Annotated in this window: 9 protein-coding genes; all 9 read right to left on the bottom strand. The window is 56.7% G+C overall.

Annotated features, from left to right (window positions below; genetic code table 11):
* Positions 1-116: 116 nt before the first annotated feature.
* The 9 genes from tilS to ACSHSR_RS06430 all read right to left on the bottom strand — a co-directional run bounded on the left by tilS (position 117) and on the right by ACSHSR_RS06430 (position 15,207).
* On the bottom strand, positions 117-1,727 hold the full coding sequence (tilS, locus tag ACSHSR_RS06470; protein WP_208169909.1) for a tRNA lysidine(34) synthetase TilS: 1,611 nt from the start codon (positions 1,725-1,727) through the stop codon (positions 117-119).
* Positions 1,727-5,200 (bottom strand): DNA polymerase III subunit alpha, encoded by a 3,474-nt coding sequence (dnaE, locus tag ACSHSR_RS06465; protein ID WP_479631352.1) that lies wholly within the window; start codon positions 5,198-5,200, stop codon positions 1,727-1,729. Before dnaE ends, tilS begins: the two co-directional genes overlap by 1 nt.
* Positions 5,201-5,375: 175 nt before the next feature.
* Positions 5,376-6,095 carry a response regulator gene (locus ACSHSR_RS06460; RefSeq protein WP_025887259.1) on the bottom strand — a complete coding sequence of 240 codons (720 nt, stop codon included), beginning with the start codon at positions 6,093-6,095 and terminating at the stop codon, positions 5,376-5,378.
* Positions 6,079-8,736, bottom strand: a complete 2,658-nt coding sequence (locus ACSHSR_RS06455; protein WP_208169912.1) for an ATP-binding protein — start codon at positions 8,734-8,736, stop codon at positions 6,079-6,081. Before ACSHSR_RS06455 ends, ACSHSR_RS06460 begins: the two co-directional genes overlap by 17 nt.
* A gap of 4 nt (positions 8,737-8,740) precedes the next feature.
* Positions 8,741-9,298: a potassium-transporting ATPase subunit KdpC gene (kdpC, locus tag ACSHSR_RS06450; RefSeq protein WP_208124950.1), complete on the bottom strand. Its 558-nt coding sequence runs from the start codon at positions 9,296-9,298 to the stop codon at positions 8,741-8,743.
* Between the two features lie 12 nt (positions 9,299-9,310).
* Positions 9,311-11,416, bottom strand: coding sequence for a potassium-transporting ATPase subunit KdpB (kdpB, locus tag ACSHSR_RS06445; RefSeq protein WP_144132634.1), 2,106 nt, complete (start codon positions 11,414-11,416; stop codon positions 9,311-9,313).
* A gap of 19 nt (positions 11,417-11,435) precedes the next feature.
* Positions 11,436-13,121, bottom strand: a complete 1,686-nt coding sequence (kdpA, locus tag ACSHSR_RS06440) for a potassium-transporting ATPase subunit KdpA (protein WP_418068708.1) — start codon at positions 13,119-13,121, stop codon at positions 11,436-11,438.
* A gap of 2 nt (positions 13,122-13,123) precedes the next feature.
* Positions 13,124-13,213 carry a K(+)-transporting ATPase subunit F gene (gene kdpF, locus ACSHSR_RS06435; protein ID WP_071238225.1) on the bottom strand — a complete coding sequence of 30 codons (90 nt, stop codon included), beginning with the start codon at positions 13,211-13,213 and terminating at the stop codon, positions 13,124-13,126.
* A gap of 281 nt (positions 13,214-13,494) precedes the next feature.
* Positions 13,495-15,207 (bottom strand): GSCFA domain-containing protein, encoded by a 1,713-nt coding sequence (locus tag ACSHSR_RS06430; RefSeq protein WP_479631351.1) that lies wholly within the window; start codon positions 15,205-15,207, stop codon positions 13,495-13,497.
* Positions 15,208-15,497 lie beyond the last annotated feature (290 nt).

Raw genomic sequence — 15,497 nt, 5'->3', positions numbered from 1 at the left:
GCGGCAAAGTTCCTTAAGGGCGATAGCCTCTCCGAAGGTGAGAGAATACTGTTGCATACGCTGAATAGCGATTAGCAAGAACGCCTCCCGAGCCGCTGTGCCCACAACTATTTGCGCTAAGGGGTTGCTTCAGCAACCAGTTTCAACACGATTCCGGGTTCTGCGCCAGAGGCCAGTGCGCTACGCTCGACAAAACCACCGGCCAGCGCCAGCAGTCGGCCATTTTGCATCAGCAGCGGCACTCTGTCTCTGAGCCAGGGCGGCACTCCGAGTTCATGCCAGAGTTTCTTGAGCTCACGGCCCTTGTCTCTATTGTGAGGCTGACAGCGGTAACTGCCCTTGAGCCCCATGACCAGTTCAGGTGCTACAGCGGTATCTGATGGCTGAACTTTTGCCCCTATTGACGCCGATAGTGACGCCAATTGCGGAGCCGATAGTGAAGCCATTAGGGGAGCCAGTTGTGGAGCCATGACCTGAGCCAGCGCCACCCTTGGCCCTGAGTCTGCCAATGTCAGCTCCAGGCGCTGCCAGGGGGCGGCAAGCCCAACACTCAGACTCTGCCCTTGGCTCAGTGCTTGCAGCTGCTTTTGGCTCAGGGTCAGTTTCGAGGGGTTTGCTGCCAAATCTTCGGTCGCACCTGCGCCATCAAGCAATTGGAATGCTGCCCCCGGCAGAGGCGCCATGGCATAGATCTGTTGCCCATAACGCTTGAGGAGCAATCCCTTAAAGCTAAGCTCAAGCTGAGCATCCTCCCTGGCATCGAGTAGCTGCGCCAAGGCTTGCTGCAACTGCACCTGTGCCGGTAAGGGCAAGCGCTGCATCTGAATAAACTGCCGCAGCAACTGTGCCTGCCACTGGGGTGACAGCACTTTGAGCCCGGCGCTATCCAGTACCCGAACGCCGCTGAAGCGGCAACGGCCGAGCAAGGGCTGTAACTTTTCGGCGCTGACTTCATCGAGCAGCAACTGCTGCTCGGCGCACAGCGCGGCGCTGCGTGAGGCCGTAGTGGCAATCGAAGGCCAGCGCTGCTTGAGTACAGGGATCACCTCGGCGCGCAGGAAGTTGCGGTCATACTGGGTGTCTTGATTACTCTCATCATTGATATAGGGCAGCTCGAGGCTTGCCACCGCCTGCTCTATCTGAGCCCGGCTGCTGTCCAGCATGGGCCGTAATTGCCAGCATGGAGCACCTTCTGCCCTGGATGTCTGAGCTAAGGAACTTTCTGCCCTGGATATCAGAGCCAAGTGCTGAGCTTGCCCCATGGCCGCCAGTCCCTTGGGGCCCTGACCGCGCTTGAGTGCCAGCAGCAGCGTCTCCAACTGATCGTCCTGATGATGGGCCGTCAGCAGAATATCGCCGGGATTGAGCAGCTCGGCAATCGCCTGATAGCGGGCGCGCCGCGCCTCGGCCTCGATACTGACGCGCGGGCCGAGCTCAAGTTGCACCTTCCGAAGAACAAAATTCAGGCCATAATGCTCGGCTCTTTGGCGACAATGAGCCGCCCAAGCATCGGCATTGCGGCTGAGGCCATGGTGTACGTGCACCAGGGAGACTTGATAAGGCGTCTTGGGATGAGTCTGGCGAAAGCGCGCCAAGGTATAGGCCAGCAGCTCTGAGTCCATACCGCCGCTATACCCCAGCCAGAGGTGGTTGTCAGCCGTGGCGCCGATTTGATCCAGCAGCGCCGTTAACTTGAGTACCAGGGTATCGACCAGAGTGTGGGGCATTAGAAGAGGATCCTGACCTTATCTGTGCCGAGCATGGCTTCCAGTGCCATCATGAGTTCATCACTGGGGTTTACCCGCCAGTCGTCACTCAAACGGAACTGCCCCTTGGCCAGGGCCTGACGATAGTTGATTGCCACAGGCACAGAGCCGCCGCGCCAGGGCGAGAGGGTCTCATAAAACTGTGTCAGCCATTCCGGGCTCAATATTGCCGCGTCGAGATCCAGCTCCACCGCCGCCGCAAAGTGGCTGCGGGCTTCGCCCATATCTATGATGTTGCGCGCCGTCATCCGGTTGCCGCCGGAGAAGTCATCGAAGCTCACTTCACCTTCACAGATGAGGATCCTGTCTTTCTCCAGCAGGTGATTGAATTTCTCGAAGGCCTCGGTAAACAGCATCACTTCCAGACGGGCACTCTTATCGTCCAGCGTCAGCAGCCCCATCTTGGAGCCTCGCTTGGTCAGCATCACCCGGGTGGCGACCACCAATCCGGCGGCCTTGACCGTCTTGCCCCTGTCTGTGGGGTGAATATCCTTGAGCCGCCCGGAGGTGTAGTGCCTGAGCTCTTTGAGATATTGGTTGATGGGGTGACCTGTGAGGTAAAGCCCCAGAGTCTCACGCTCCCCTTCCAACCAGACCTTGTCCGGCCAACGCGGGCAGTCAACAAACTGTTGCTTGCTGTCCTGGGGGTCGTCGTTGAGCAGACCGAACATGTCGCACTGGCCTATGGCTTCGGCCTTGGCGTGCTGATCGGCGGCGCGTATCGCCTCCGGCAAGGTAGCCATCATTGAAGCCCGGTGCGGCCCCAGATTGTCCATGGCGCCGGCATTGATCAGCTTTTCAATCACCCGGCGGTTGAGTTTTTTCAAATCCACCCGGGCGCAGAAGTCGAACAAGTCTTTGAACGGCCCCCCCTTGCGGGCTTCCAGAATCGATTCGACTGGCCCCTCGCCCACGCCCTTGATGGCGCCTATGCCGTAGACGATATTGAGCTCTTCATCGACGGTAAACTTGAACAGGCCCTTGTTGACATCCGGCGGAATAAGCTTGAGCCCCATGCGCTCACACTCATCCACCAGGGTCACTATCTTGTCTGTGTTGTCCATATCGGCGGACATTACCGCCGCCATAAATTCAGACGGATAGTGGGTCTTGAGCCAGAGGGTCTGATAGGACACCAGTGCATAGGCGGCCGAGTGCGATTTGTTGAAGCCGTAACCGGCGAATTTCTCCACCAGATCGAAGATTTTCATCGCCAGTTCGCCGTCGACGCCGTTTTTTATCGCCCCGGCTTCAAAACCGGCACGCTGCTTGGCCATCTCTTCCGGCTTTTTCTTACCCATGGCCCGGCGCAGCATGTCCGCGCCGCCCAGGGTATAGCCCGCCAGCGTCTGGGCAATCTGCATCACCTGTTCCTGATAGAGGATGATGCCGTAGGTAGGATCCAAAATCGGTTTAAGGCTCTCGTGTTGCCACTTCTCATCCGGGTAGGAGATAGCCTCGTGGCCGTGCTTACGCTCGATAAAGTTATCTACCATCCCCGACTGCAACGGACCTGGGCGGAACAGGGCCACCAGAGCGATCATATCTTCAAAGCAGTCGGGCTGCAGACGCTTGATAAGATCTTTCATGCCGCGGGATTCCAGCTGGAATACCGCCGTGGTTTCGTAGCGTTTCAGTACCCCGAAGGACTTGGCATCGTCCAGCGGAATGGCGGCAATATCGACCGGCGGCTTGCCGAGCTTGGCGAGCCTTGGGTTAATCATCCCCAGCGCCCAGTCGATAATGGTCAGGGTTCTGAGACCCAGGAAGTCAAACTTCACCAGGCCGGCGGTTTCCACGTCGTTCTTGTCGAACTGGGTCACCGGGTTTTTACCTTCGGCGTCGCAATAAAGCGGCGAGAAGTCGGTGATCTTGGTCGGCGCAATCACCACGCCCCCGGCGTGCTTACCCGCGTTACGGGTCACCCCCTCAAGCTTGCGGCACATGTCGATAAGGTCTTTGACATCCTCATCGGCCTCATAGGCTTCGGGCAGCGCAGGCTCGGCCTCGAAAGCCTTGGCCAGCGTCATCCCGGGCTCGGCCGGGATCATCTTGGAAATTCTGTCGACAAAACCATAGGGGTGACCCAGCACCCGGCCCACATCACGCACTACCGCCTTGGCGGCCATGGTACCGAAGGTAATGATCTGCGATACCGCATCCCGGCCATAGAGTTCGGCCACGTGATCGATAACCTCGTCGCGCCTGTCCATACAGAAGTCGACGTCGAAGTCGGGCATCGACACCCGCTCGGGGTTAAGAAAACGTTCGAACAGCAGGTCAAATTCCAGCGGGTCCAAGTCGGTGATCTTAAGCGCATAGGCCACCAGGGAGCCGGCACCCGACCCCCGCCCAGGGCCCACGGGGATACCGTTGTCCTTACCCCACTGGATAAACTCCATCACGATAAGGAAGTAGCCGGGAAAGCCCATCTGGTTGATTACCTTGAGCTCAATATCCAGACGCTCGTCATACTCGCCGCGCTTTTCCGCCCGCACCTGTGGGTCCGGAAACAGGAACTCGAGACGCTCTTCCAGCCCCTCTTTGGAGCGCATCACCAGATAGTCCGCGGTGGACAGCTCACCCGTGGGGAAGTTGGGCAGAAAGTACTCGCCAAGCCGCACGGTAACGTTACAGCGCTTGGCTATCTCCACCGTGTTTTGCAGCGCTTCCGGAATGTCGGCAAACAGTTCACACATCTCATCTTCAGTCTTGAGATACTGCTGCTCGCTGTATTTCTTGGGTCTACGGGGGTCAGCCAATGTGTAGCCATCGTGGATAGCCACCCGGATTTCATGGGCCTCAAACTCTTCCGGGGTCATGAACACCACCTGGTTGGTGGCAACCACAGGTAGGCCTGTGTTGGCGGCATGTTCCACCGCCATATGCAGGTAGCGCTCCTCATCCGGGCGCCCGGTGCGGATCAGTTCAATAAAGTAACGGTCGTTGAAGTGCTGCTTGTAGAAATCGGTCAGTTCCTGGGCCTGGTTCAGGTTGCCCTTGAGCAGCGCCTTGCCCAAGTCCCCTTCCCTTGCACCGGAGAGCAGCAAAATACCGGCACCGTGCTCCAGCAGCCACTCCTGATCAATAGCGACCCGGTCACGCACCTGACCGCGCAGATAGGCCTTGGAGATCAGCTGAGTCAGGTTCTGGTAGCCGTCGTTATCCATGGCCAGTACGGTAAGCGCGCAGAACTCATCTTCAAAGCCGGGCACCAACATCCAGAAGTCGGCCCCTATGATGGGCTTTATCCCGGTGCCATGGCAGCCACCGTAGAATTTCACCAGGCCACAGAGGTTGTTCTGATCCGTCAGCGCCACTGCCGCCATGCCCTCATCAGCCACCTTGGCCAGAATGGGCTTGACCTTGGCCAGACCATCGGTCATGGAAAAGTCTGAGTGAACACGTAGATGGACGAAACGGGGCTGTGACATGAAAATCCGATTGCTCTGACTGGCTGAAAATCAATAGGGAAAGATAACACGCCGGAAGAGGTTCACCAAAGTTAAAACCGGCCGCCTTGCCGGCAAAATCACGCCAAAGGCGTTATCTGGCGGCTTTTGCGACAAAATCAAAAACTAAGGCCTGAAGCCGAGCCGGGCCTCTCCATTATTTACCGCTGACGAGGCGATAACCTATGCCGATTTCCGTGAGCAGGTATTTGGGGTTGGCGGGCTCAGCTTCTATCTTATTGCGCAGATGCTTCATATAGGTGCGCACATAGTGGCCATGCTCGACAAATGTCGGCCCCCAGACCTGTTTCAGCAGGCTCTGTTGAGTCAACACCTTGCCCGGCTGCTCCAGCAGGGCGTTCAGGAGCTTTAATTCCGTCTTGGTCAGATGCACGGGCTCGCCGTTACGGCTCAGCTGCTGACGGCGGCGGTCGAACAAGACCTCTCCCAGCTGCACCTGAGCTTCAGGCTCATGGCTGTGGCGTAAGTGTCGCCTCAACGCCACCCGCACCCGGGCCAGCAGCTCCTCTATGCCGAAGGGCTTGCACAGGTAATCGTCGGCGCCGCTGTTAAGCGCCTGCACCTTGTCGGCTTCATCGCTGCGGGCCGACAGCACTATTACAGGGGCATCACTCCAGCTGCGAAAACGGGGAATAAAGCTCTGGCCGTCGCCATCGGGCAAACCGAGATCCAGGATCACAGTATCCGGCTGCCGGGTCGAGGCCTCCATCAAACCCTGATTGAGCGAGTGAGCGGTGAACACCTCAAGCCCCAGCTGCTGCAAGGCCTTACTGACAAACTGACAGATTTCCTGGGCATCATCTATCACCAATACCCTTCTGTGATGAAACGGCTGCGGCTCAATCAATGCTGGCATAACTGGATTCCTGCTCGGGTAAATACTCTTCTTCGCCGCACATCTCGGGCGGTGAAACATAGGGCAAGCTGAAGGTGAACACGGCACCGCCCTGCTCGCGGTTATGGGCCCAGATACGGCCGCCATGGGCCGAGACTATCGCCTGACAGATGGCCAAGCCGAGCCCCAGCCCGGGAATGCCACACTCCTTGTTGCCGCGCTCAAACTTGGTAAACAGCCAACTGGCATCCTCTGTGGGAAGCCCGGGCCCGTTGTCGGCCACTTCGATATAAAACTGCTCGGCATCCAACTGGGCACTGATGTTTATCTGTACCTCCGGCGGACCATATTTAAATGCATTTTCCAAAAGATTCAACAGCACCCGCTGAATGAGATTGCCATCGCAATAGATAAGCGGCAGCTCGGCAGGGATATTCAACCGAATCTGGGTTCTGGGTTCCAGTTGCCTTAGCGTCACCCCGAGGATCTCCTCCAGATCCTGCCAGTCAAGCTGCAAAATAAAATGGCACGACTCGAGGCGGATCATCTCCATCACATTGTTGGTCAGCCGAATGGTTTCACCTATCCGCTGCGCCAGTTGGCGCGCCTGCTGACACTGTTCGGGGAAAGGCGCCAGACTGGTCACCAGGCTGTCGCTCTGGTTGCGGATAAGCGTCAGCGGAGTGCGCAAGTCATGGGACAGGGAAGAGAGCATGGTGCTGCGCATCTTTTCGGTTTCCACATTCAACTGCGCCTGCTTGGAGGCCTTGGCCAGCTCGAGCCGCTCAAGCGCCTGCGCCAACAGGCAAACAAAGGCATTGAGCAGCCTTTGCTGCTCAGGTGCCAGCCAACCGCTGAGACTCACAGGCTCGAGCACCACCATGGCCAGCACCCGCTGCTCTATCGCTACCGGCTGATAGTAGCAACCGGCATTGGGCAGGGTATCTGTTCCGGCGCCAGCTGCGCAGTTGTTGGCTATGCTCCACTTGGCAATGGCTGAATCATAACGGGTAAAACCCTTGGTCAACAGCAAGGTCCCCTGCTCTTCGGCCTTCAATACCGCCACCGCCGCGGCGAAGCTCTTGCCGATATGCTGCTGGGCGATGGCTGCCATCTCCCGCTCGGTTTGCGCCGAGCCCAGTTGCTGCGACATCTCAAACAGCTGATAGGTGCGCAGCTCCCGCTGCCGGGCCATTTGCGCCTGAATACGCGTGGTATGCATGAGTTGGGTGATGGCGATACTGACTATGGCCATGGCGAAGAAGGTCATCAGATATTGGGCATCGGCAACCGAGAAGGAGAACCTGGGCTCGACAAAGAAGAGGTCAAAGCAGGCCACATTGACCAAAGTTGCCAACAAGGCGCTCATTCTGTCGAGCCTAAGCGACAGCAAGACAGTGCCCAAGAGGTAGATCATCACTATGTTGGTGGCGTGAAACCAGGGCGCCAGCCAATAGCCAAGCAAGGTACAAAAGGCCGACATACCCAGAGCCAGGGCAATATTCGCAGGGCGCAGTCTTGGCCAGGCTATGGGATTGGCGGCCTTGGGCTGCTTAGTGGCTTGATCAAGGTTGAGGCTGATAATCTCCTCGTCTGCGGCGCGCTTTCTCAAACGCTGGCCCAGCTCCCGGCGCCATGGCAGCTGCCGCTTGCCGCTATGGTGGCCGATAAGGATCCGCTCCAACCTGTGCTCGCCGGCAAATTCCAGCAAGCCGTGGCAGATATCATGATCCACCAGAGTCGCGGTCTCGGCTCCCAGGCTCTCGGCCAGCTTGAGGTTATCCTGCAGCTGTTGCCGCTTGCTGTCATCCCACTGCTGCGCCTCGGGCGTTTCCACATGCAGGGCATACCAGTGGCAGTTGAGGCGCTTGGCCAGACGCATGGCGTGGCGAATAAGCTTCTCCTGCTGCTCACCATGGGTCAGCCCCAGCAGCAGGCCGCCCCTGAGGCCGGGCTCATTGTCCTGACGCCTGCGCTGCTCCAGCCGCTCGGCGGTGGCGTTGAGGGCCAACTCCCTGAGCGCGGTGAGATTCTGACGGTTGAAGAAGTTTTCTATCGCCCTTTCCACCTGGGATGAGAGATAGATTTTACCCTCACGCATTCGCTGCATCAGGTCATCGGGTGGCAGGTCCACCAGCACCACTTCGTCGGCCTCATAAAACACTGAGTCCGGCAGGGTTTCCGACACCTTGATACCGGTAATGCCACCCACCAGATCGTTGAGGCTTTCCAGATGCTGCACATTGACTGTGGTAAACACATCTATACCGGCATCCAGCAACTCTTTGACATCCTGCCAGCGTTTGCGGTGACGGCATCCCGGAGCGTTGCTGTGGGCCAGCTCATCGACCAATACCAGCGCCGGGTGCCGGGCAAGCACGGCATCGATATCAAACTCCTGATAACACCTGTGCATTACGCTCAGCTCTTTGGGCGGCAGCAGCTCCAGGCCTTCGAGCAAGGCCGCCGTCTCATCTCTGCCGTGGGTTTCCACCAATCCGGCCAGTACATCCAGCCCCTGCAGTCTTAGCCTGCGAGCCTCGCTGAGCATGGCATAGGTTTTGCCCACTCCGGCAAAGGCACCGAAGAAGATTTTGAGCCGCCCCCGGGAGGACGGCTGTTGCTGTAGCAGCAAATCGGCATTGGGCCTGATTTCTGACAAGTGATTACTCCATTTTGCTCAATGCCAGGTTCAGCAATGATACATTGACCGTGGGCTGGCCGATAAAGGGCAAGGGCGGCTGCCGAATATGGCTGTCAATCAGTGCCTTTAACCGCGCCTCTGATACCCCTCTCGCCTTGGCGACTCGCCCCAGCTGCCAGTAGGCGGCCTCGGGTGAGATATGGGGGTCCAGACCACTGCCGGAGGCAGTGACCAGCAGCCCAGGCACAGACGAATTTCCAGGGTTGTGGGCATTCAAGGCAGCGGCTCGCTGCTGCCACAGGGATTGCAGCTCACGGCTGTGGGGCGACAGGTTACTGCCACCGGAAGCGAGGGCGTCATAAGCCGAGGCCGAAGCGCGGCCATGGAAAAAACCGTCCGTCTTGTACTCCTGCCCGATAAGCTCTGAGCCCAGTAAGACACCATCTCGCTCTATTATGCTGCCTCCCGCCTGGTGCGGGAACAGTGCCGTGGCGCCAACAGTTACCAGCAGCGGATAGACCAACCCGGTCACGACAAAGATAACGCCAAATACCCACAAGCCCATTTTCAAGGTTTTCATAACATACTCCAATCAGATCCAGCCAGTGGCGGCAAGCAATGCGTCTATGACTTTAATGGCAACAAAGGGCAACAGTAGGCCGCCAACCCCATAAAACAACAGGTTGCGTTTGAGCACTGCAGCGGCCGCCATAGCGCGATAACGCACGCCCGTGAGCGCCAGCGGCAACAGTGCCACCAGGATCAGCGCATTGAAGATCACCGCCGAAATGACCGCCGACTCGGGCGAGTGCAGTCGCATCAGATTGAGGCTCTCGAGCGCCGGAAAGGTGGTGCTGAAGGCCGCGGGAATGATGGCAAAATACTTGGCCAGATCGTTGGCTATGCTGAAGCTGGTGAGCGAGCCACGGGTCATCAACATCTGTTTGCCGATATGCACCACTTCGATAAGCTTGGTGGGGTTGGAGTCGAGATCCACCATATTGCCGGCCTCCTTGGCCGCCTGGGTGCCCGAGTTCATTGCCAATGCCACATCCGACTGTGCCAGCGCAGGCGCATCATTGGTGCCATCGCCTGTCATGGCCACCAGGCGCCCCTCATTCTGGTATTGCCGAATCAGCGCCAGTTTGGCTTCGGGCGTGGCCTCGGCCAGATACTCATCCACCCCGGCCTCGGCGGCAATGGCCGCAGCGGTGAGCGGGTTATCGCCGGTGATCATCACGGTTTTGATGCCCATCTTGCGCAGCTGGATAAAGCGCTCCTTGATACCGCCTTTGACTATGTCCTTGAGCGCTATCACCCCGAGAAGTTTGTTGCCTTCGGCCACCACCAGAGGAGTGGAGCCCTGCTTGGCCACCTTATCCACCAGGGCTCCCAGTTCTTTGGGAACCTCGCCGCCGTTGGCTTTCACATATTGGCTGATGGCATCGAAAGAGCCTTTGCGTATCTGCCTCGTCCCCAGATTGATACCGCTCATGCGGGTTTGGGCAGTAAAGGGAATAAAACTGGCGTCGAGCTCGGCAAGACTGCGCTCCCGGATGGCAAACTTCTGTTTTGCCAGCACCACTATGCTACGCCCCTCCGGGGTTTCATCGGCAAGAGAGGCCAGCTGCGCCGCATTGGCCAATGCCTCCTCAGCTATACCGGCCACAGGCAGAAAATCACTCGCCTGGCGATTGCCCAGGGTGATGGTGCCTGTCTTGTCCAGCAAGAGCACATCCACATCACCGGCGGCTTCCACCGCCCTTCCCGAAGTGGCTATCACATTGACGCCTATCATGCGGCTCATGCCGGCGATACCCACGGTAGACAGCAGCCCGCCTATGGTAGTGGGGATGAGGCAGATGAGCAGCGCCAGCAGCACCGTCATCGAGATAGGCTCGCCGCCGCTGTCCATGGCACCATAAGCGGAAAATGGCGCCAGAGTCACAGTGACCAACAGGAAAATCAGCGTCAGGGTGATCAGCAAAATATTCAGCGCCACCTCATTGGGGGTCTTGCGCCGCTTGGCGCCGTCCACCATGGCAATCATGCGATCGAGAAAGGTATTGCCGCTCTCCTGGGCACAGCGCACCACCAGCCAGTCTGACAACAGCCGGGTTCCACCCACCACAGAGCTGAAGTCGCCGCCGGACTCGCGGATAACGGGTGCCGACTCACCGGTAATGGCGCTCTCATCCACAGAGGCAACCCCTTGAATAATCTCCCCGTCGCAGGGAATGATCTCATCGGCTTCCACCCGCACGATATCACCGCACTTCAGGGTATCGGCGAGCACTTTCTCAAGCCCCTTGTCTGTCTGCTTGTTGGCCCAGCTGCTGCGTCGAAGCCCCCGCAGACTGTCGGCCTGCGCCTTGCTGCGTCCCTCGGCCAGTGCCTCGGCAAAGTTGGCAAACAGCAAGGTCAGCCACAGCCAGATGGCGATAATACCACTGAACCAGGGATTTCCGGCGCGCCAACCCAAGCCTATGGCCACAGCCTCCAGCGACAGAAGGATACTGGCGACATAGACCACAAACATGATGGGGTTCTTCAGCTGCACTCTGGGGTCCAGCTTGGTCAGCGCGCTTAGCAGCGTTTGCCTTAGCATGGCGGCATCTATCTGCAGCACGGGATGACGCTTGTTGCAGCCTGTTTCTCTTGGATGATCAGGCGTTATATCAAAACTGAAGGTTTTCATTGTCTGTTTCTCCCTGAATTCATTGAGCTGTCGGCAGTGCTTGCGGCAACGGGAAAGTCAGCTGCTCCGCCACAGGCCCGAGAGTCAATGCCGGAATAAAGGTCAAGGCGCCAAAGAGCAAGAGGGTTCCCAGCAACATGCTGGCAAACAACCAGCCATGGGTGGGCAAGGTGCCTGGGCCTGCCTCTTGGGCGGGTTTGGCAGCCATACTGCCGGCTATCATCAGCACAGGTAGGATCACGCCAAAGCGCCCAAGTAGCATGGCCGCCGCCAGCAGAAGGTTGTAAAAAGGCGTATTGGCGTTGAAGCCACCAAAGGCGCTGCCGTTGTTGTTGGCCGCCGATGACAGGGCGTACAGCAGCTCGCTGAAGCCATGGGGGCCGGTTTCCTGCAGCGACTCGGGAGAGAGCACCAAGCCAAGCGCCGCGCCGGACAGCACTATCATAGGCGAACAGAGCAAAGCCAGACAGACGAGTTTCATCTCCCGGGTTTCAATCTTCTTGCCCAGATACTCGGGGCTGCGGCCTATCATCAGTCCGGCAATAAACACTGTCAGGAATACAAACAACAAGATGCCGTAAAAACCGCTGCCAACGCCGCCGAAGATCACCTCGCCAAGTTGCATCAACCACATGGGCATCATGCCGCCAAGCGCGGTAAAGGAGTCGTGCATGGCATTCACCGCGCCGCAGGAAGCTGCCGTGGTGACAGTGGCAAACAGGCTGCTTGCTCCGATGCCAAAGCGGGTCTCCTTGCCTTCCATATTGCCGGGGAAGTGAATGTCGGCCATCTGCTGCAGTTGCAGCTCAGAGTGATTTATCCATAGGAAGGCCACCACAAACACCAATGCCATACACCCCAGAATACTCGCCCCCTGGCGCCAATCCCCGGCGCAGAGACCAAAGGCGATAACCAAGCTGCAGGGCAACAGGAAAATACTCAGCATCTGCAGCAGATTGCTCAGCGCCGTGGGATTTTCAAAGGGGTGCGCCGAATTGGCGCCAAAGAAACCGCCGCCATTGGTACCCAGCATCTTAATCGCTTCCTGGGATGCTACCGGCCCCATGGGCAACAGCTGTTGTTGCCCTTCCAACCCGGTCACCGGCAGATAAGCGGCAAGATTCTGAATGACGCCCTGCTGCACCAACAACAGGGAGATCAACAAGGCCAGAGGCAACAGCAGATAGAGGTTCACCCTCAGCAAATCCAACCAGGCGTTGCCGAGCATAGTCTGCCCCTTGGTTGTCAAGGCTCTGATAATGGCAAAGGCCACCACCATACCCGTGGCGGCCGAGCAGAAGTTCTGCACCGTCAGCCCCGCCATCTGGCTGAAATAACTGAGACTGGTTTCGCCCGAATAGGCCTGCCAATTGGTGTTGGTCACAAAGCTGATTGAGGTGTTGAACGCCAGTTGCCAATCCATCCCCGGCAGGTTTTGCGGGTTAAGCGGCAGGTGTTGCTGCAACAGCAGGATAAGCATCAGGCACAGGGCGCCAAGGGCGTTGAAACACAAGAGCGCCGCCGCATATTGGCGCCAGTTCATCTCCTCAAATACCGCGGTCATCCCGGACCATAGCGCCGCCTCGCGTTTGAAAAGCTTTTGATGCAGGATCAATAGCGCCAACGGCTTTGCCAACAATAGGGATACCGCCAACAAGAGCCCTAGAAAAATCGCCGGCAAACCTAAGGATTCCATAGTCAACATAGTCAGAAATCCTCTGGATGCATCAGGGCAAAAAACAGATAGCCAAATAATCCCAAGGCCAGCAGTAAAGCGGCCCACTCCATAACAGCCATAGTGAATATCTCCTGAAAAAGACTTTAATTTCAGGGTCAAAGCTTATGAAAACCGGTATAAAAACGGGGTGTAAATATCCGCAGGGTTTGTATAAAAGTTGTATAAATGGCGGGATTGGCATTGCACTACTGCCAAGCTAAACGGCATATACACTGCACAAAGGCAGCAAGCCATGACATGGCAGGTCAAGGGACAATGTATTGCGAAGCAGCGGTTAAATCAGCAGCGAGACAAACCATGGATTGGGGGCGCCATCAATGACAGCGCCCGGGTTAAGAAGTTACAGAAGGGCGTTAATTTGTCGCGCCAGCCAATCGTAGTAAGGCGCTCCACCATGGAACCAATCATGTTGGCCATCGGCATAAACCAGCTCTGAAGCATAGGCCAAAGGATCGGTTATGGTTTCGTTGAAATGACGGGCGGCGTGCAGGAACTCAACCCCCATCTGATCCCAGACATATTCCATGGCATCCATATAAGCCAGCACAAATGGTGCCATTGACTTGGACTCTTCAAAATACTCAACGAACGGGGTATCTGAGATCACCACAACTCTGTGCCCCTGCTCTTTGAGCCTGAACACTATGGTCATCTGCTCCTGCATCTGTTCATTGAAGAAGTCGACATAGTCGCTGAGTTCAATATCCTTGAGTTTTTCGGCTCTGGAATTCCGCATCCATTCAATAAACATGGAAACTGTCTGGTGCGTCTGTAGCCCTATATTGGTCAAGACAACAGAGTCTGCGAGTTTCTCCGATTTTACCAAAGCATCCAGGTTGGCCAGGATCGGCTGCCAGAGCTTTCTCGAATCGGCACTCTCCAGCGGTACCATGATGTCACTCTCCGGACTCAGTACAAATTTATGCTGGGCAAATCCCGAGCCATTCATCACCATGCCACCGCAGAAAGCTTGCCCCAGATGTTCAAACGCCTTGGCCAGTTTCCCCATATGGCTGTCGCCAATCAGTGTCAGGGTATCGGCCGTGACCTTGGCACCTGTGGCGGTTCTTTGCAAGGCATCCAGCAACTCTTCGTCACAATCGGCTTCAAGGTGATTGGCAACCAGGTTTTCCTCGCAGGCCAACGCCTTGGACCAGTGACGCATCACATAGCCGACCCCCTCTTTGGAAACTGTGCGCCTGTTGTCCAGAAACCGGAAATCCGCAGGCAAGGAGGTAGTGATCAACTCATAGGAGGGAAAGTAACTGGCATCGGCGACATCCTTGCAGAAGCTGCCGGCGACGGCCCGTAAAACAGACTTGGAATGACCATTGGCCACCAACACATGTTCTTCAGTGGCCGTGGCTGTGAGGGGCACAGGAGATACAGTCAATATCAATTTCAGCTTTGGATTGATGCACTTGAGTTGCTGCAACAGCCGGTCGAGATCGATGTAGACCTCTTCGTAATCAAAGACCTTGAGCCGGTAACAATCAGGGTCAAACTCGCCCAGTTTGACTCCAGGACAGAAGGGATAACAAACCCCATTGGGATCGACCCAGGTTTCAATCAGCCCCAGAGTGAAAATAAAGCTGCTACTTGCGGCAATATGGCGTTTGGTTTCGGCCACGACCTTGCGACGATATTCGAGCAATGCCTCCCGGGAGGAGTAGCCTTCCTTGCTTGTCGGCAGCAGTAAGTCGTAATAGCGTTGGTTTTCTTCATCAAAATAGATGCTGTACTGAGCAAGTTCCTGTTCCCCCTTGATAAACCATTGCAACAAAGCACGGGCGTTATACAGGTTGCCAAAGGCAAAACTGGATGTCACATCTGGGTTTAGCTCACTGCGCAGATAAGAGTAGTTATGCTGTTCCAGCCAATTTCCTATGTGCTGGGCAAAACAGGAACCTGCCGAAGAGAGTTGTTGTTTGGTATCAATGGGGAGCCTGGGGATGAGCTCACGAAAAAGCTCAGTCTCGGGCCGAATATCCGCCACCGCTGAACGCCAAAAACGCTCCTTATGAACGGGATCATAAGGTAAAGAATGCTCCATGCTACTGCCTCCAATGCAAAATATTCCTCTACCGCCACCACGGTACAGCTGTGGTTACCCGATCCAGTGCGCGGTATAGATTAATTGCGACAGGCAACCAAAAAGAGACATTATTTAACACTTTCATAAACTTGACGTCTACATCAGCAGATCACATATTGCAGATGTGGGGCAGAAATTTACCAATTCAAAGGGGTAAGCCAAGCACGGTTTTGGGAAACGAAGCTGACGTTTTGGCAACAACGCAGGTATAGCCGTTGTGATTACGCCATGTCAGAGCCACAAAAAAG

Source organism: Shewanella sp. VK101, from assembly GCF_056497865.1.
Note: the sequence above shows the minus strand (reverse complement) of the source record. Positions and strands in the feature narration are given on the sequence as shown.